Raw genomic sequence first — 17,977 nt, 5'->3', positions numbered from 1 at the left:
TCCATTTGGAAACACGTTTTCGATGGCTGTTCGACCATGCGCCTAACACGGCGCTTTCAACAAACCGATGCGCCCAATTGCGCCACGGATACATGAAATCCCCTCGGCACAAGCAAAAGACTAAAGCCGGGGAAAGGGAGGGAAGAATGAAGAAAATTGCAACACTAGCATTTGGCGCGGGCTTGATTTCAGGCCCGGTACTTGCGGGCGGGATCGAAGGTTTCCCGTCCGTAAACCGGTTCCTATTTGAAGAAGGCCCCTACGTCGAAATCACAGGAGGTTGGGCTGACTCAAAAACAGAAGGCACTGAATTCGGCCAGCCGACTGGAGACGTCACACCCAGCATAAGCGGCCTATCCTTAGCCTACAAACAGGACATCGGCGACAAGTGGGCAGTGGCAATCCATGGCTTTAACTCGATCAACTATAAATTGCTTTACCCTTCCGGAACAGGCGCCCCGTCCGCGGGCACCAACGTTCGGTATCGTGGCACCGAAGTCGCCCTGATGGCGCGGTATAAATTCAATGAAAACTTCAGCGCCTTTGCCGGCGTAAGATTTGAAAAAATAAACGACTTTAGCGGCGCACTGATCAATCCTTCTCTCAGCTACTCACTGGATTCCGAGGGGGATTTCAACCCCGGTTTCCTTGTCGGCGCTGCCTATGAAATCCCGTCTCTCGCGTTTCGCGCTGACCTGACCTACTACTCGGAAATCGATCACGATCTGGACGGTGTCGAACAACTCCAACCCCTTTCACCTTCTGACGTGACCACGCAATTGAGCACACCGCAGACCGTCGCGCTGAACGTTCAAAGTGCGATCAGCGGCCCTTGGGGCGCCTTCGGATCGATCCGATGGAGGAATTGGGATGACGTCGCTGTAGAGTCACCGGTTCTTGGCGGCCCGCTTGCGGAATTTGCGGAAAACTCGATCGACTACCAGATCGGCGTCGGTTACCTGCTGAATCCAAAATGGTACTTCTACGGCATCCTTTCGCGGTCGCAACCCGAAGGCGGGTTCGTTGGCTTTGACTATGAAGGCGGTGGCAAGGGCATCACTCTGGGCGCCGTGCACTCAATTGGTCAAACCCGAATTCTGGTGGATGTCACGTATGGTACGCTTGGCGATGTGAACGAACCAGACGCCGGCCTGCGGATTCGGGATGTTTCCGGCACCGCCGTGCGTGTGAGCTTATCGCACAATTTCTGAACATGAACCCGACCGCAAACGCGGTCGGGTTTGGCGCACTGCTTTGCAAATGGTCGCTGCTCTATGTCCGATGTGTCGGCGACCATCTGCTTTCCACACGTTTTTGCTCGGCGGCGTTTCTTAACACCTTTGACAAAAAACGATCCTTGTGATCTGCTTTAGTGATCGTTCAATAACAGCCTTGCTGAAAAAATGCTTCGGAGGAGAAGATGAACACCAATACCGAAAGCCCGTCAGTCAGCATGCAGCTGTTTTATGGCGCAGGTGGCATTGCCAACGGCATCCTGTCGAACGGGCTGAGCTTCTTCCTGCTGATCTATTACAACCTCGTCGTCGGGCTTCCAGCCGAGACCGTCGGTTTCGCGCTTTTTGTTGCGCTGATGTTCGACGCAGTGTCCGATCCCGTTGTTGGCTATCTTTCCGACAACACGCGTTCTCGTGCGGGCAAGCGCCACCCGTTCATCTACGCTGCGATTATCCCGGTCGCCTTCCTTTTTTGGTTCATCTGGAATCCGCCTGCGTCTCTGACATCAGAAACCCAGCTGTTTTGGTTCCTTTTGATCACAACGATCCTTCTGCGGATGGCGATGACGTTCTTTGACGTACCCCATAACGCGATGGTGCCAGAGTTGACAAAGAACTATGGCGGGCGAACTATGTTGTCCGGCCTCAAGGTTTCGGTCACCTGGATTGCAGGTCAGATCATGGTCATCGCGATGTATGTGGTCTGGTTAGTTCCAACCGACACGATGCCTTACGGCATCCTCAACCAGGCAGGTTATCAGCAGGCCGGGCTTGTCGGGGCCATCCTCATAGCACTGGCGATCGCTATCACCGCCTTTGGAACGCGCCATTGGCAGAGCAGAATGCTGGATATATCGCACGAGGCGACCTACAGCACATCCGGGTTTTTCAAACAGTTTCTAGCGGCCTTCAAGTTGCCGGCATTGCGTGCGATCTTTGTCAGCTCGGCCATATTCGCCGTGGGCGCCGGCATCGGAGCCGCCTTGTGGACTTATCTGACCTCATTCTTCTGGGAGCTTAACAATGATCAGATATCTCTGATCCTGTTGGCAAATCTGATCGGCGCCGTGATCGCAGGTGTCACCTTGAAGCCCATTGCGCGCTCCAGCGACAAGAAATTCAGCGCGATCTACCTGTCTATCCTTTCGGCATTCGTGGGCGTCGCGCCTTATGTGCTGCGCGAAATCGGGTTTTTCCCCTCGAACGGTACCGAGCTTTTGGTCTGGTTGCTGTTTGTCCACGGCATTCTGCAAATCATCCTGATTGTCTGGACCACGTCCGTGCTGACGTCGATGACGGCGGATGTTGTCGAACTGGGGATCAGCCAGAATGGGTTTCAAAACGAGGGGATCATCACCTCGGTCATCACATTCGTGCTCAAGGCCGGTACGGCAGGCGGCCTGGCGACCTCGGGAATATTCCTCGCATATATCGGTTTTCCTGAGGCGCCCGATCAATCGAACCTGACTGTCGAGGTTACTCGCGCGCTGGGGTGGAACTATGCCTGCCTGAGCCTTGCGATATACCTGACCTCAATTGTCGCCCTGATGTTCTACCGATTGGACAAGGCTCAGTTCGACCAACTTCAGGCGGCCCATGACTAATCAATCGTCTCATCGTCATTGCGGCAAGTCCCCAACTGCTCTGCATTGGCAGGCCAGAACGTAACCTACCCCCTTCAACGCCATGCAGTCTGGTGAAGCACAGTTTTACCTTCGTAGCGTTCACTTTGGATGCAGGCACAAACCCCAAAGAAAAACAGAGAAGTTCAATGCAATACCTCAAATCTCATCCCTTTTCCTGGATCATTTTCCTGTGTCTGCTGTTGGCAACATGGTTTCAGGTCTACTCAATCTGGGGATTGCTGTTCATGTGGTGGGCCGTTTCATCTTTCATGACCGGTCAGGCCTTTTTGATTGAGACAATCGACAGTCAGGAAAACCCGCCGCTCTTCTACGCCATTACGATCATGTGGTTCGCCTTCGGGCTGCTTTACGTCGTGCAGGATCTGGCATGGCGTCTGTTCGGAATTTACATCGGTTAACTGTTCAGGAGAAACCCAATGACCAAGTCTGCATTCATAGCCAGCCTCATAGCGCTTACGGCATCCCAGGTTGCGGCGGGGGACATTCAGATAGATATCTCTGGCGTCGACGCCGGGCGCGGAGGTGTAATCCACGTTCTGGCTTTTGACGACAAGACGGCATTTGACCAAAGCCAGATGGCAAAAATCGTGGGCTACGCGAAAATCCCCGCAACAGGTGGCTCGGTTTCGGGAACGCTTAAGAACCAGAAACCCGGCCAGCTTGCAATCATGATCCACCATGATCAAAACGACAACGGCCAGTTCGAAATGAAGGGGCCAATCCCGCAAGAAGGGTGGGCGTATTCCAAGGGCGCTGGCGTCAGATCGCTGCCCGCGTTTGAAGACGCGGCTATCGAATACGATGGCAGTAACTCGTCGGTAGATTTGAAAATGAACTACGCCAACTAACGCAGCTTCAGATGTGTGACCCCAACTACCCCGGAAACGGGGCATTTTTTTAGCAACCCGGGCCTTTCAGGTTGAAATAACACGATCAGATTTTAAATTGTCTATTAAGGCAATTAATATTTGTTTCAACCATCCTTGCCAGCTCTGAAGGACCGCTATCCGCCATGCCGACATCTCTGGAAGACACCAGTCGATTTTTGATGCAAGCCACACTTGGGGCAGATCAGAAGCTGCTTCAGCAGGTCCACCAAATCGGCGTGGAGCGATGGTTGGACGATCAGCTCAACGCTCCGATCGGAAACAAAGGGCCATTCGAAAAATCCACCCGCAAGATTTGGAAAAACTTCCGAAAACGACTGAAACGCGCGCATGGTGAAGAGTCGATCAATGGCGACGGCAACAACCCTGCCCTACCTTATAAATGGTATTTCCGTATGGCTTGGTGGAACCACACCCTAACGCAGCGCGAAGACCTTCTGCGCCAGCGTGTTGCGCAGGCCCTGTCCGAGGTTCTGGTCATCTCGGACGCGTCATCACTGGAGCTCGATGCCATCGGGATGGCGAACTACTACGACCTGCTCTACAAACACGCGTTTGGAAGTTATTCGGACCTTTTGTATGATGTGTCGATGCATCCGATGATGGGTATCTACCTATCCCATATGACCAACCAGAAAGCAGACAAGTCCAAGAATATCCATCCTGACGAAAACTATGCGCGTGAGATCATGCAGCTGTTTTCGATTGGCTTGTTCGAGCTAAACGCCGATGGCACGGAAAAACTGGATGCCGGGGGGAACCCGATCCCGACTTATGACAACCGCGACATCAAGGAATTGGCGCGCGTTTTCACCGGCTTGTTGCCTGCAGCATATCAATACGAGTGGAACACATCGTTCTGGGAAAACAGCTATAACGGCTATCCCGTCCAGTTCGATGACGGAGTCGAAAAGGCCTATAAGACTGTGCCGTTCATCGATGCTACGAAGCCGATGATCGTGGAAGAGGCCTATCATGACCGCGGCGCAAAGTCATTGCTGAACGGCCGATTGACCCTGCCCGGCGATCAGCCCGGCGCAAATGAAATTCGCTCGACCATTAATCAATTGGTTGCCCATCCAACAACCGCGCCATTTATTGCGACCCATCTGATCAACCGGCTTGTCACGTCCAACCCCTCGCCCGCCTATGTCGAGGCGGTGTCCCGAGCCTTGGGTCCAAACGGGGATCTGAAAGGCGCGGTTCGCGCAATTCTGACCTACCCGCTGACCTATGAGGTCGCCAGCAACCGATTATCGTCGGCGTACAAAACCCCGACAAAGACTGTGCAATCCCAAAAGCTGAAATCGCCATTGCACCGCGTCACGCAGGTTTTGCTTGCGTTTGGTGCGCACAACCAAACCGGCAGGTTGTGGCTGTTGGGGGATGACATTCAAGAGGCGTTGCAGATGCACCCTCTGTCCGCGCCCACAGTTTTCAATTTCTACAAACCGGAGTTCACTCCGCACGGCGCGTTGCAGAAAATGGGTCTTCGCGCGCCAGAGTTCGAACTGCACACAGCCGCGACCTCTGTCGCTTACATCAACAACATCTACTACTGGTTCTTTGGCGGCTACCTGCCGCTGGTTTCCACCGAGATCGGTTCGGGTCGCGAGCAGATGATGGTCATGGAATTCCACCCCGACACATTGTGGGCCGATACCAAGAATGCACTGCGCTTCGACCTAAGCGAAGAGATCAAAATCGCACAAAACCGAGACCGTCATGATGAGTTAATCGACCGGATTTCGGTTCTGTTGACCGGTCGAACCGATGCCAACATGCGCAAACGGATCAAGCAGGCATATGCGCAGTATTCGGACAATCCCGAATGGGTGGTGCAGACTATCGCTTTCATGATCGCCGTTTCCCCAGAATTCAACGTGCAGGAGGCCTGAGCCCATGCTGACCAGATCTTTCACACGCCGGAAGTTTTTGGCCTCGACCGGGGTCGCCGCAACTGGCGCAATGATGGGTGCCGCCCTGCCCGGCTTGGCGAAGGCTAGCACAGGAATGATCAAACCCGCCCGAAAAGCGCTTGTTTTCGTGATGTTGGACGGCGGCAATGACAGCTTCAACATGCTGGTGCCAAATGACAAAATCGCGCACAGCCAATACTCGGAAACGCGAGCAAATTTGGCCCTGTCACGGGGTGAGTTGCTGGACTTGAATACCCCCAAAGACAAACTGGGCCGCAGCTTTGGCCTGCACCCGTCGATGCCCGAGATGGCCGATCTGTTCAACCAAGGGCGTCTCTCCTTTGTTGCCAATGTCGGCCCTTTGGTCGAACATGTGCGCAAAGAGCAGTTCTATGACGGCTCAGCAGAACTCCCCTTGGGTTTGCTGAGCCATGCAGATCAGTTCAAGCACTGGCAAACCTCGCGCCCAGATCTGCGGGTCAACGACGGTTGGTTCGGATTTTTCGCCGATGACTTGCAGCCCTCGAAATCGGCACATGAAATCGGAATGAATATCTCATTGGCAGGAAACAACATTGCCCAGAACGGCAAGATCGACCTGCCGTACGCAATCACTGAAAAGGGCAGCGTCGGCCTTTACCTGAAAGAAGAGAAAAGCCCGCTCAACGACTTGTTGCTGGATAGCTTCAATCGGATGATGAATGCTGATCAAAACGGTGATCCATTCCGCCAGACATATCTGAACCTGACCCGCGACGCGCAATCCAAGCACGAGACGTTCAAATCAGCGACCCGCGAAATAAAGGTACCCAGGTCCTTCCCGCCCTCGGACCTTTCGCAGCAACTGCGCATGGTTGCCCAGACCATTGCTGCCTCGGACCGACTAGGCCACGAACAGCAGACGTTCTTTGTGCGCTATATCGGCTGGGACCATCATGATGAGTTGCTAACGACCCATGCCCGCATGCTGCGCGTGTTGTCCGAAGCGCTCGGCACCTTTCAGGCAACACTTGACGACATGGGGTTGGCCGATCGTGTGGTGACGTTCACTGGATCAGATTTCGGCCGGACGCTGACGTCTAATGGCAATGGTACTGATCATGGCTGGGGCGGCAATACCTTGGTTATGGGCAACCCGGTCAAAGGTGGGCAAATTCTGGGGGACTACCCCGAACTTGGTCTGGCTGGCGACAACGCTCTGGATGTGGGCGACGGAGTATTGATCCCCACAACCTCGACCGATCAGCTCTATGCCGACCTGTCCCTTTGGTTTGGCCTTCAGCCTTCGGCACTGAACACTCTGTTCCCAAATCTCAGCAAATTTTCTGATGTCGCGGGCGGAGAAAGGCTTGGGCTTTTCATCTAGGCACCACAGACTAATGTCCCAGGCGAGTTGATGGCCGGTGGCTTTGCAGCTAAATAGATTGTCTATATTGACAGCATACTAGCAATAAGGTACTTTGAAAACTCTGTTTCAACGCAAGGGTAATCGCATGGGCCGCCCCTCGGTACAAGACCAACGTAAAAAAGAAGTCCTCGATGCATTTATGACATGCGTCGTACTGTACGGTGTCGAAGGGGCCACACTTGAACATATCGCCGCGCAGGCCGGACTGAAGCGACCTCTGATCCGCCACCACCTGGGCAACCGCAAAGCTATGGTTTTAGCACTGGGTGAGCATATCGCCGATACACTCACCAATCAGAGCGAAGCATTACGCGCGGCACTGACAAATCACCCCGGCGTCCGGAGCCTGATTGAAGCCTTGTTCAACTCAGACGGCGAATTGGATTCACGGGTTAACATTTGTTACCAAGCGCTGGTGAATTCAATTGAGAACTACCCAGAACTTCGTAAGCCATTGCTGGAGTCGATGGAGGCCTTTTATAAGGTCGCTATAGACATCGTTCTTGCCTCGCACCCAAAAACTGACAAACAAGCCTGTGAGATCGTCGCGCACGGTATCGTCAACCTCTTTGTCACCACGGATGCGTTCATTCCGCTCAAACCGCCGAAGACATGGGCTTATTCTTCCTATTTCGCCGCGTTGAAACTGGCTGAAACGCTGGAAGAAAAATCCTGATCGCTAAGGCCCAACCCATCACAATGTCAATCGTAACTGACCGCAAGTTTGTCAGTCGTCGCAACGGCCTGGCAGGACAGGACGGCGCCCTTTGCGACTTCACCATCATCCAATGCCGTGCGCGCCCGCATATGGACCGATCCCTTCTTTAGCTGGCACCGGCAGGCGCCACAGACGCCGGATTGACAGGAATAAGGCGGTTCCATCCCTGCCTGCTGAGCAGCCTGTAAGATCGTTTGACCGGACGTCATCTGAACTGATTGACGCTGACCGTTCAGTATTATGTCCAAAGTGGCGTCAACACCTTTGACGCTGTCGTCGGTCTCTTGTGCCCCCCCATAACTTTCCATGTGAATCCGATTGGCAGGCACATCCAACGACATAAGCGCGTCTTTAACCGATTTGTTCATCCCGCCCGGACCACAGATGTAGTACTGAGCATTTTGGGCGTAAGGCGGATTTTCGGAGATCAGCGCCTCAATTGCATCCTTGTCGACGATACCCCTGCGCCAATAGTCGAAACTGGACCACATCGAGGGTTTGGACAGGATGTGATGCACTGTCAGGCGATCAGCATAGGCCAGCTGGTATTCGGCAAACTCATCTTTGAACAGGATACTATCCGCATTCACATTGCCGTAGGCCAGATGCGCGACCGACCACGCCTCGGCCAAGAGCACGGATTGAAGCATGGAGTGCAGCGGGGTAATGCCGCTGCCTGCGCCAAAGAAGTAATGTGTGCGCCGCTCTGTCGGGTCGGTATCAAGACAAAAACTGCCGAAGGGTGGCATCACATCAATCACATCGCCCGGCTGCACCGTGTCATTGATGTGGTTGCTGATAAGCCCCTTTTTGACTCGTTTGACCGTGATGCGTAGCGGATCGCCCGAAACAGGAGAGGACGAGATCGAATAACTTCTACGCACCTCTTCGCCTTTGATCGAAAAGCGAAGGGTCAGGTGCTGACCCGCGCGCCAGACGAACTCTTGCGCGAGATGCGGAGGCACGTCGAACATGATGGATTTCGCTTGGCCGCCGATCTCATCGCGCGTTTTAAGTACCTTAAGCGGGTGAAATTCTCTGTTCATAAGAGCCTCCGATACTCGTGCCATGCGAATGGCCGGAATGTGTGACGATACCCAATGTAAGCCAGGCGTATTGAAACGAACGTATTAAGCATTGGCACCCTGACGCGTTGCCGGCGTGTTGATCCGTTCGGTGATTTCGGACAAGCGGGCGAGGCTTTGCAGGACCATCGGCAACACCACTACCGATTGCACAAACTCGAACGAATAGGTGACAACGGAAAAGATCTGCCCGGCAGTCACCCCGCCTTGCGTCGACGCAAACCACAGGTTGAAAGCAAGCATACTGAGCAAGACAGCGAAAATCGCGCCGAAGACCAGTGCGTCGGAATCCGACAACCGTACTTCATGCGCGCGCATTCTGAAGAAGTGCTGACTGATCTTTTTCAGATCCATGCTTTGCAGCGCGGTCACCTGTCTTTCGGCCTGGTGGTTCAACAAACCGTTCAACCGGAAAAAACGTTGCGAAAACAAGGTGAAGATGATCAGGATAAGAACCGCAGCAGTCCCGGCGGCGGCGGCGAGCGCCCCGTGAAATGACATCAGAACGCCGACGGAAATCAGAACTTGCACAGCTGCACCCATTGAATCAGAGGCCTCATTTTCAAGAAAATCAACCAACTCGCGTGCCATCAGTACGCGCGCATTCAGCACCGAGACCTCCCGCCCCGCATCCCGTTTGGCCTGCGCCGCGCTCAATTCGACCCGGATTGTGCCATAGGCCCGTGTGTCGCAAATGCGCCGCAGCGTCGACACCACCAATAGTGCGGCCATAGTAATTCCGAAATGGACGAACGACGTGTAATCCCCCTGTGATAGCCCGTCGATTGAATACCCTATCAATAACGGCAGGAGGGCAAACAAAGCTGTCTCTACCAGCGTCAAACCCCAGGTCGTTGCGATTTTTATGCGGAAGATCCGCAGCAGGGTCGCAATCGACAACCGGTCATCCGGGTCGATCATTTTTCCTGCAACCAATCGCGGACGACCCTTTGGTGCTGAACCACTGGGCTTTCTCCGACGGCGGCTGGACCAACCTCAAAGTAAGGAGAAGTCAGCGATTTCTGTTGCTGTTCACAAGCATAGACGTCCTCTTGCGTGAAGTCGCCCGAGGCCATTGGATCGTTTTCGTCATAGGCATCATCACCCTCATATTTTCCCTTGATGCCAAAATTGTTCCAGAACGAGGCCGACCGGCTGGCCTGTTTCGTGAATTCCCAGCCGGAGGCGTTGGCGACCCTTGTCCGATTCAGAATTCGTGTCCTGTCTGGCCCAAGCGGGGTGATGATAAAGACGTTCCACACGTCCTCCGAAGCACCAATTCCCACTCCGGGAAACAACATCGGCACCCACGCGCCATTCTGATCTTCGGGGACGACCCGCGGCATCTGAAGTTTTTTATTCTGGTCTTTGGCGAACTCTTCGACCGGCGGCTCCCAAAAGATGTAGTGAGGCCCGTACCAGCCGTATTGCGCCTTGGCGTGGTCATACATCTGCAACGTGTTCGAGTGCAGGTGACTCAGATGATAAACGTCAATGTAGTTCTCGACGACGATCTTCCAGTTGGCTTTGATCTCATAGGTGTTGGATGTGTCCTCGTGCTCCACCAGTTCTTCTGGCACGTGCGGCCCGACTTTGTCGTCTACTTCGCCAAACCATTTCATGATCGAGCCCGCGTTTGGGTCAGGATGCACAAACAACATTCCCTTCCAGATATCCACCGAAGCAGGTTTCAGACCAAGGCAGGATTTGTCGACGGACTCATACTCTCGATGCTCATCCGGGACCGAGATCAGGTTGCCCTCCAGATCATAGGTCCAGTCGTGATAAGGGCAGGTCAGCGCTTTTTGGGTCTTGCCCACCGCGCGGATTAATTGGGTGCCCCGATGCCTGCATATGTTGTGGAAGGCCCTAAGTCTGCGATCACGGCCCATGACAATAAACAGGTTGTTCAACCCCGCCTGAACTGACAGGTAATGACCCGGCTCAGTCACATCCTCCATAAATCCCGCAAAACGCCACGTTTTAGAGAAAATCTCACGTTGTTCACGGTCGAACCACTCTTGCGACGTGTACGCTTCTGCGGGCAATTCATGGTACATTTGCGGCATGCTGTCCCCTCTTTGGGCCGTAGTGTTCACGGTTGGCAAGCTGATCAATTTGACCTCGGCAATTGTGCCTAACACCTGCCGGATCTTACGTTGCTTCGAAGCGAAATAGGCAAACAGATGCATACTGTCAACCGTGACAATCTAAAAAACGCAGCCTCAGCACCAGTCTTCGCAAATAACGGTTTATAAGTTTTCTTGAAAAAAAACCGCAAATGACTGCAAGATACTGAGGCAATTTATGAGCAGAACGCATAGATGGTTACGCCGCGACGCCTTTTCCCTTCAATCTCATCCCTGCGCGCGCTCGAAGCGCTGGACCGGTTAGGCTCAGCCTCTGCGGTAGCTGATGAGCTTTCCCTGACCCAAAGCGCCGTCAGCAGGCAATTGCAGACACTGGAAGCGCAATTAGGGATCGATCTTATCCGTCGGGACCGCAAACGCCTGCTGCTGACGCCGGTTGCACAGGAATACGTATCCGAGGTTCGGCAAGGTCTGAACCAAATCGCCCAAGCCTCGTTAAAGCTGCACGTGGCGCCCGTTGGTGGAACCTTGAACCTTGCGATCCTGCCCACGTTCGGAATGCGGTGGTTGGTGCCCAGATTGCCCGAATTTGCCTGCATGCACCCGGATATTACGATCAACATGTCGACCCGCCTGCGGCCGTTCAGCTTTACTTCAGAACCTTTCGATGCTGCGCTGCACTTTGGCGAACCCGACTGGCCCGGTACAGATCGGCTTTTGCTGCGGATGGAAAGTGTATTGCCGGTTTGCGCCCCATCTTTGCTGCCCAAGGGTGCCCCAACATCGCCAAAAGATCTGCTGAAACTACCATTGCTGCACATCCAGACGCGGCCCCACGCCTGGCAAGAGTGGTTCAGCCACATGGGAACAAATCATCCCGACGCGCTGCCCGGAACGATTTACGATCAGTACACAACGATCAATCAGGCGGCGGTTCACGGCCTCGGCGTTGCGTTGCTGCCCAACTATTTGATCGAGCAGGACCTCGCGACCGGTAAATTGATCGCGGCCTTCCCGGACGCTGTAGAGATGATGGGCGCCTACTATCTGGTATGGCCAAAAACTAAATCGGATGACCCATCGCTGCGCAGCTTTCGGCACTGGCTGTCCACACAGGCCCAAACCGAAGACGACCTGCCGCGTTGATCGCGTCAAATCTGCCAGACTGAGCAACCACAACGTTTCTGTCAACAGCACTGCCGCTCGCTTCAATTCGGCGCGCCAACCGGGCGACGTATAAAGCGTGGCCCAAGAATCCAAGGACAGGAAGATCGTAGAAATGCCTTGTGCGACGGCCCTCACCTGGTCTGACGCAGCATCTGGTGACACGCGACCAAGGAATTTCTCAAGAACCGCCACAAAGTGCGCCAGTACATCCAGCAGCGGCCTTGCTAGTTCGGGATGGTCTGCCGCAGATGCGGGCAATCCCTGCCAAGCAGCAGCAAGACGTGGATCGATCTCTTCACCTTCGGCAAACAGATTGTCTAACAACTGATCGCCAGTCTCCATCTGTAAAAGGTGAAGATCCAGCTCCGATGTCAGATCGTTGAACGCGTTTGCGACATGCTGATTTAGCGCCGCGATCATTTGGTTACGATTGCCAAGATAGTGCCGCAGCAAAGGCCGCTTCACACCGGCCTCGGCGGCAACACGCCCCTAGACGACGCCGTCTAGCCCGCACCGAGCGACGCAGGCCATATAAGCATCAAGGATTTCTTCTGACGTATCGCTGTAATTGCAGCGGGCTTTGATCAATCAGGAAGTATAGTGAACGATCACCTTTAATTGACAAACGCCATATTTCAAGTTATCTGTCACCTTTGACAATAATAAAGACTCAGTAGCCACTTGTGAGATTTTACATGCAACAGCCAAACCAAATGCCAGAAGTCGCCACGCAGGAATTGCCCGCCGAAGCTTACACATCGGATGAATGGCTGGCGCAGGAGAACCAGAAGCTGTTCTCGCGCAGTTGGGTTTATGCTGGCATCGAGGCAAAGGTTGCCAATGCGGGTGATTATATGACGGCCAAGGCAGGGCACTTTACCCTGGTCGTAATCCGCGGAAACGACGGTGAACTGCGCGCGTTCCACAACATTTGCCGCCATCGCGGAACCGAATTGTTGGATCGCGGCTGCGGAAATGCCGGAAAGACGATCGTGTGCCCCTATCATTCGTGGACTTTTGGCTTGGATGGCGCGCTTCGAGGTATCCCTGACCAGAAAGCCTGCTTCCCGGACATCGACAAAAAAGAAAATGGCTTGCACAGGGCATCGGTCGAGACGTTCAAAGGGCTGGTTTTCGTCAACCCAGAACCAGATCAGGACCTGTCCGATTGGCTCAGCGGGTTGGAAGATGTCGTCTGGCCGCACGACATCAACAGTCCTGAGCTTATATCTTACGGTGAACCCGTTACCTATGAAATGCAGTGCAACTGGAAAGTATTCTTTGAGAACGCGATTGACGGATACCATCTGGCCTATTTGCACAAGAACACACTGGGCGGCCCGACCCAGGATAAAAATGTCTGGGACCCATACGGCGACAATCAAGTCTGGTATTCGACCGAGAATGAAACCGTACGTTCGCGCGTTCCAAACTTCGTATCGACGCGCATGGATAAGTGGAACGCGAAGAAGATCCCGCACGCCGAGAAAGAGGGCTATGGCGGTGTATACATGTTGTTCCCGACGACCCTTATCGTAGCAAGCCCATGGTCCTTCTCGATATCTGTGATGGAACCGATAAGCGCCGGTGTAACGCGCCTGCATGCTTATGTCTGGGCGGCGAAATCGTGGATGTCCAGCCGTGGATCCGTCAAGGATATCCCCGGCTATGACAAGGTATCCGGCATGGTCAAAAGTTCGCACTGGAAGGTGCATCCGCTGGAAACTCAGGATTTCCAGACTGAGGATGTCTATGTCGTCGAGAAAATGCAGCGCTCACTAATGTCGCCGAAATATGCGGTGGGGAAAATGGCCGCTGGTGCGGGCGCCGAGTCTCCGCTGACTTACTTCCAGAAATCCGTGCTGCGCCACATGGAACCGTAGGTCCAAACATGGCTGGCGTCTGGGCTTCACCTTGCCCGGTCGCCTGCTAAAACAGATGACCAATTCACCCGCTGCCGAGCGAAAGAACGACGAGGCTTCACCGCATTTCGTTGCTCAGGCGGCACCGCTTTGATCATCACGATTGCAAATCTCAATGATTTCGCGCTTTTGAATTTTGCCGGTCGGTCCTTTGGGCAGCGAGTCCCAGATCTCGATATCTTTCGGGATCTTGAAGTTGGCAATCTTGCCACGGCAATATTCGCGCAACTCTGCGCCGCTGACGGCCGTATCCAAATTCAGGGTTACAACGGCATGAATCCGATCCCCCCATTTCGGATCGGGCAAACCAAAAACACTGACTTCGTCGACAGCATCATGCTCGGCCAGACAGTTTTCAACTTCAACCGGGAACACATTGTAACCACCGGACTTGATGCGGAACTTGGCCCGATCCTTGAGGTGAACAAACCCCTCGTCATCGATCACCGCGATATCCCCGGTGTGCAGCCAGCCATCCCGCACAGTTTCCGAATACTCAACCGCCTGGTTCCAATAGCCTGGTATGACATAGGGCGAATTAATCAGCAGCTCACCCGCCTCACCCCTGGGAAGGTCATTGCCCTGGTCATCCACAACACGGACATCCACGTAATAGAGTGGCCGACCCGCACTTTCCAAGCAGTTATGTCCGTCCTTCAACGCGCGCTCGTGGTCAGTTGCTGTCAGCATCATGCCCATGCCCATCAGTTCCGTCGTGCCGAACATTTGCAGAAATTTGCACCCGAAAGCCTTGAGCGCGTCGCGCACCGTGGCAGGGGGAATTGGCGCGGAACCATAGCCCAGCTGCCGGATCGACGAGCAATTGTATTGCGTGATCAGGCCGGATGACAGCAGATCGTTCAGCATCGTCGGCACCAGAACGCAGATCGTCGCTTGTTCGCGTTCGATAAGCTTAAGCGCCGTTTCGGCATTCCATTCGCCGACAATCGCGCATTTCGTGCCGTGGAACATGTTACGCAGCAGGTGAATGATCGGAACGCCCGACGCCGGCATCGCATGGAGCCAGACATCGTCCGGGCCCGCGCCTTCCGTCAGTGCGATTACGCCCATCGACTCGATCATCAACCCGTGAGGATAGATCGCGCCTTTCGGCAAACCGGTTGAACCCGTGGTATAGCAGATCATCAACTGTTCATGCGGGGTATGAGTGAAAGCGCCGTTACCAGTCGCAGCGGCGATCAGAGATTCATAATCCTGCTGCAGCTTGTGCTGGCTACCAACGCCGACCAGAACCGGCTGACGCTTACTGAAGGTCAGCGCCTCTTGGGCGATTTCCACCTTCGTGTCCTGAACGAACAAAACATCCACACCGGCATCATCGATCAGCGCGCCGATTTCGCGGGGGGCAAGGCGGTAGTTCAGACCGACCCGGATCGCACCAGCCTTGGCACAAGCACCTATGGTTTCCGCAACTTCAATGCAGTCGGGCAGGATCACGCCAACCCGATCACCCTTACGAATATCCAGCGATCGCAAAGCATGCGCCAGGGCGTCCGTACGCTGACCCAACTCGCGCCAACTGCAACGGCGATCCAGTTCTACATAAGCTTCCAGATCCCCAAAACGGTCTGCGTTTCGGTCGATCAGCTGTCCAAGCGTGGGCATCGGTGTCTCCTCCCGGGCATCATCACGGCAAATTCTAGCTGCGTGATTGTCTTTTGTTGGCGGCTAAAAGCGTGCGGATTCAGGTGAAATTTCCCCTTAACCCTACATCAACTCTCCAGCGGCGTGAGTTTGTGGAATCCCTTGCGCCCGTATATGAGCGCTGATTTTTCCGGGTTCAGGTGGACTTCTTTTACCATGCCGAAGAACACGGCATGTGTCTTCGTGTTGGTCCAGTTGTCGACGACACACTCAAAGGAAACGACGGCTTCCTTCAATACAGGCAGACCCAGATCACCGTCGACCCATGTCCCGGCCGCATTGAATTGTTTTTCCTTGTCCATTTTCGAAGAAAAGGCACCGACAACTTCGGTCATGTCATCGGGTATGAGGTTTACGGCGAATTTTCGGCTATCCATCACGACGCCATATGTTCGCGCTGTCCGGTTGATGCAGACCAATAAGGCCGGTGGATCGGCGGTTAGTGAGCACACAGCCGTCGCAGCCATCCCGGCGCGCGATTCCTCGAATTTCGATGTGATGATGGTTGTCGAAGCCGCCAGCAACTGCATGCCGGTCTTGAACCTGTCTTCTGTGGTCAGGGCCATACTGCGCTCTTGCTTATTAGTGAACGATCACTTACCTTCCATATCACAGGGCCAATGTCAATGCAGACTTCGCAGCCCCGCGACGAAAACGCGAAACCCAGCCCTTGTCGCAAAGGGGGCAAAAAGGGCACGCAGACCAACAGGAAAACGGTTGCATACAGCAGAACCAACCGTAGGAGACGCATAGTGAACCAGCATAACCCAAACACCGCCGAGAGCCTCTCGACGCTTTTGGAAACTCAGAAAACGCACCGGGTCCAGCACGGCGCGCCGAATGCGACGGAACGCAAGGATCGCATCACACGACTGATCGATTTGGTACTCGATAATCGCGATACCATCGCTGACGCAATCTCGGCCGATTTTGGGAACCGGTCGCAGCATGAAACTATTGCTGCGGATATTGTTGGAACGGCAAAGCAGCTCAAATATGCGCGGGACCACCTTGACCAATGGATGCGACCAGAGAAGGCCAAAATCGAGTTTCCCCTGGGATTGCTGGGCGCGCGCGGTCGCATTCACTATCAACCGCTGGGCGTTGTTGGGATTGTAAGCCCCTGGAACTTTCCAATCTTTCTGGCCATCGGCCCTATGGCCGAAGCCTTTGCTGCCGGCAACTCGGTCATGTTGAAACCATCGGAATTCACACCCCGTACATCCGACCTTTTGAAGTCGCTGATCGAGGCAAGTTTTGCACCGCACGAGGCCGTGGTCACGACCGGCGGCGTCGAAGTCGCACAGGCGTTTACTGCTTTACCCTTTGATCACCTGCTATTTACGGGAGCCAGCACTATTGGCCCGCACGTCCTGCGCGCCGCAGCCGAGCACATGGTACCAACGACGCTGGAACTTGGCGGCAAGAACCCCACCATCATCGCCCCAAGCGCGGATATGAACCTTACTGTCGCTCGGATTGCGGCAGGTAAAGTTTTCAACGCGGGCCAGGTCTGTCTTGCCCCGGACTATGTCCTTGTCCCGCGTGCAAAAATGGAAGAATTCGCCACAGCGCTTGAGGCAAAACTGTCCGAGCTCTACCCAACCCTGTCTGGCAACACGGACGTCACTCACATCGTGACCGATCGCCAATTCGACCGCCTCAAGGGTCTTGTGGATCAGGCGCGCTCAGCTGGGGCGCGGGTTGTTCAGGTAAATCCCGCCAATGAAGACCTGTCGTCCACGAACGAGAAAATTCTGCCGCCGACACTGATCGTCGACGCAGACCCGACACTGGATGTCATGCAAGACGAAATCTTCGGTCCAATCCTGCCGATCATTCCCTATGACACGCTGGATCAGGCCATCGCCTTCGCGAACGCCCGCCCGCGCCCTCTGGCCGCCTATGTCTTCGCCAAAGACGCGGATGAGCAGCAACGCGTGATGGAAGATACCATCTCCGGCGGGGCATGCATCAACGATACGATCATGCATTCGACCCAGAACACCCTGCCATTTGGGGGCGTTGGAAACAGTGGCATGGGTGCCTATCATGGACTGCACGGCTTCAAACGCTTCAGCCACGCAAAGGCCGTTTACAAACAGATCAAGATGGACAGCGTCTTTAAGGCCCTTCGCCCGCCTTATGGCGAGAAGTTCTTCAAGACAATGGCGCCGTTCCTGAAAAAGTAATCAGTTGCAGCGACAAAAACGGGAACTCCGCGCCCACGGAATT

At 54.4% G+C, this 17,977-nt stretch carries 15 protein-coding genes; 10 read left to right on the top strand and 5 right to left on the bottom strand.

Annotated features, from left to right (window positions below; genetic code table 11):
• Positions 1–146 precede the first annotated feature (146 nt).
• From GOW92_RS08435 to GOW92_RS08405, 7 genes are all read left to right on the top strand, one after another.
• Positions 147–1,211, top strand: coding sequence for a hypothetical protein (locus tag GOW92_RS08435; protein ID WP_170559823.1), 1,065 nt, complete (start codon positions 147–149; stop codon positions 1,209–1,211).
• 209 nt (positions 1,212–1,420) lie between these two features.
• A complete protein-coding gene (locus GOW92_RS08430; protein ID WP_170559821.1) occupies positions 1,421–2,839 on the top strand; it encodes an MFS transporter in 1,419 nt (472 codons plus the stop codon).
• Between the two features lie 167 nt (positions 2,840–3,006).
• Positions 3,007–3,279 (top strand): hypothetical protein, encoded by a 273-nt coding sequence (locus GOW92_RS08425; protein ID WP_170559819.1) that lies wholly within the window; start codon positions 3,007–3,009, stop codon positions 3,277–3,279.
• An 18-nt stretch (positions 3,280–3,297) separates the two neighbouring features.
• Positions 3,298–3,729: a DUF2141 domain-containing protein gene (locus GOW92_RS08420; protein WP_170559817.1), complete on the top strand. Its 432-nt coding sequence runs from the start codon at positions 3,298–3,300 to the stop codon at positions 3,727–3,729.
• A 164-nt stretch (positions 3,730–3,893) separates the two neighbouring features.
• Positions 3,894–5,666, top strand: a complete 1,773-nt coding sequence (locus GOW92_RS08415) for a DUF1800 family protein (protein WP_170559815.1) — start codon at positions 3,894–3,896, stop codon at positions 5,664–5,666.
• Between the two features lie 4 nt (positions 5,667–5,670).
• Positions 5,671–7,053 (top strand): DUF1501 domain-containing protein, encoded by a 1,383-nt coding sequence (locus tag GOW92_RS08410; protein ID WP_217356532.1) that lies wholly within the window; start codon positions 5,671–5,673, stop codon positions 7,051–7,053.
• A gap of 94 nt (positions 7,054–7,147) precedes the next feature.
• Complete coding sequence (locus tag GOW92_RS08405) at positions 7,148–7,771, top strand: TetR/AcrR family transcriptional regulator (protein WP_170559813.1); 624 nt, start codon at positions 7,148–7,150, stop codon at positions 7,769–7,771.
• 26 nt (positions 7,772–7,797) lie between these two features.
• On the opposite strand, the gene GOW92_RS08400 is transcribed toward GOW92_RS08405, so the two are convergent.
• The 3 genes from GOW92_RS08400 to GOW92_RS08390 form a co-directional block, all read right to left on the bottom strand.
• On the bottom strand, positions 7,798–8,859 hold the full coding sequence (locus tag GOW92_RS08400; RefSeq protein ID WP_170559811.1) for a 2Fe-2S iron-sulfur cluster-binding protein: 1,062 nt from the start codon (positions 8,857–8,859) through the stop codon (positions 7,798–7,800).
• A gap of 84 nt (positions 8,860–8,943) precedes the next feature.
• Positions 8,944–9,819: an ABC transporter six-transmembrane domain-containing protein gene (locus GOW92_RS08395; protein WP_170559809.1), complete on the bottom strand. Its 876-nt coding sequence runs from the start codon at positions 9,817–9,819 to the stop codon at positions 8,944–8,946.
• Positions 9,816–11,090, bottom strand: coding sequence for an aromatic ring-hydroxylating oxygenase subunit alpha (locus GOW92_RS08390; protein ID WP_217356530.1), 1,275 nt, complete (start codon positions 11,088–11,090; stop codon positions 9,816–9,818). The genes GOW92_RS08395 and GOW92_RS08390 overlap by 4 nt, the downstream gene beginning before the upstream one ends.
• A 132-nt stretch (positions 11,091–11,222) precedes the next feature.
• Between GOW92_RS08390 and GOW92_RS08385 the strand changes: the two genes are divergently transcribed.
• Both GOW92_RS08385 and GOW92_RS08380 read left to right on the top strand, forming a co-directional pair.
• Positions 11,223–12,134, top strand: coding sequence for a LysR family transcriptional regulator (locus tag GOW92_RS08385; protein WP_170559807.1), 912 nt, complete (start codon positions 11,223–11,225; stop codon positions 12,132–12,134).
• Between the two features lie 716 nt (positions 12,135–12,850).
• Positions 12,851–14,038: an aromatic ring-hydroxylating oxygenase subunit alpha gene (locus GOW92_RS08380; RefSeq protein WP_170559805.1), complete on the top strand. Its 1,188-nt coding sequence runs from the start codon at positions 12,851–12,853 to the stop codon at positions 14,036–14,038.
• Between the two features lie 114 nt (positions 14,039–14,152).
• On the opposite strand, the gene GOW92_RS08375 is transcribed toward GOW92_RS08380, so the two are convergent.
• Together GOW92_RS08375 and GOW92_RS08370 are read right to left on the bottom strand one after the other, a co-directional pair.
• The gene (locus tag GOW92_RS08375) at positions 14,153–15,703 is read right to left on the bottom strand and encodes a class I adenylate-forming enzyme family protein (protein ID WP_170559803.1); all 1,551 of its coding nucleotides are present in this window, start codon (positions 15,701–15,703) and stop codon (positions 14,153–14,155) included.
• Positions 15,704–15,810: 107 nt separating this feature from the next.
• Positions 15,811–16,308, bottom strand: a complete 498-nt coding sequence (locus tag GOW92_RS08370; RefSeq protein ID WP_170559800.1) for a flavin reductase family protein — start codon at positions 16,306–16,308, stop codon at positions 15,811–15,813.
• 186 nt (positions 16,309–16,494) lie between these two features.
• On the opposite strand from GOW92_RS08370, the gene GOW92_RS08365 reads away from it, so the two are divergent.
• The gene (locus GOW92_RS08365; protein WP_217356528.1) at positions 16,495–17,934 is read left to right on the top strand and encodes a coniferyl aldehyde dehydrogenase; all 1,440 of its coding nucleotides are present in this window, start codon (positions 16,495–16,497) and stop codon (positions 17,932–17,934) included.
• Positions 17,935–17,977: the final 43 nt, after the last annotated feature.

Origin of the sequence: Ruegeria atlantica (genome assembly GCF_013032505.1) — a bacterium.
GTDB classification, from domain to species: Bacteria; Pseudomonadota; Alphaproteobacteria; order Rhodobacterales; family Rhodobacteraceae; genus Ruegeria; species Ruegeria atlantica_F.
This window is presented reverse-complemented; position numbering and strand designations above follow the sequence as displayed.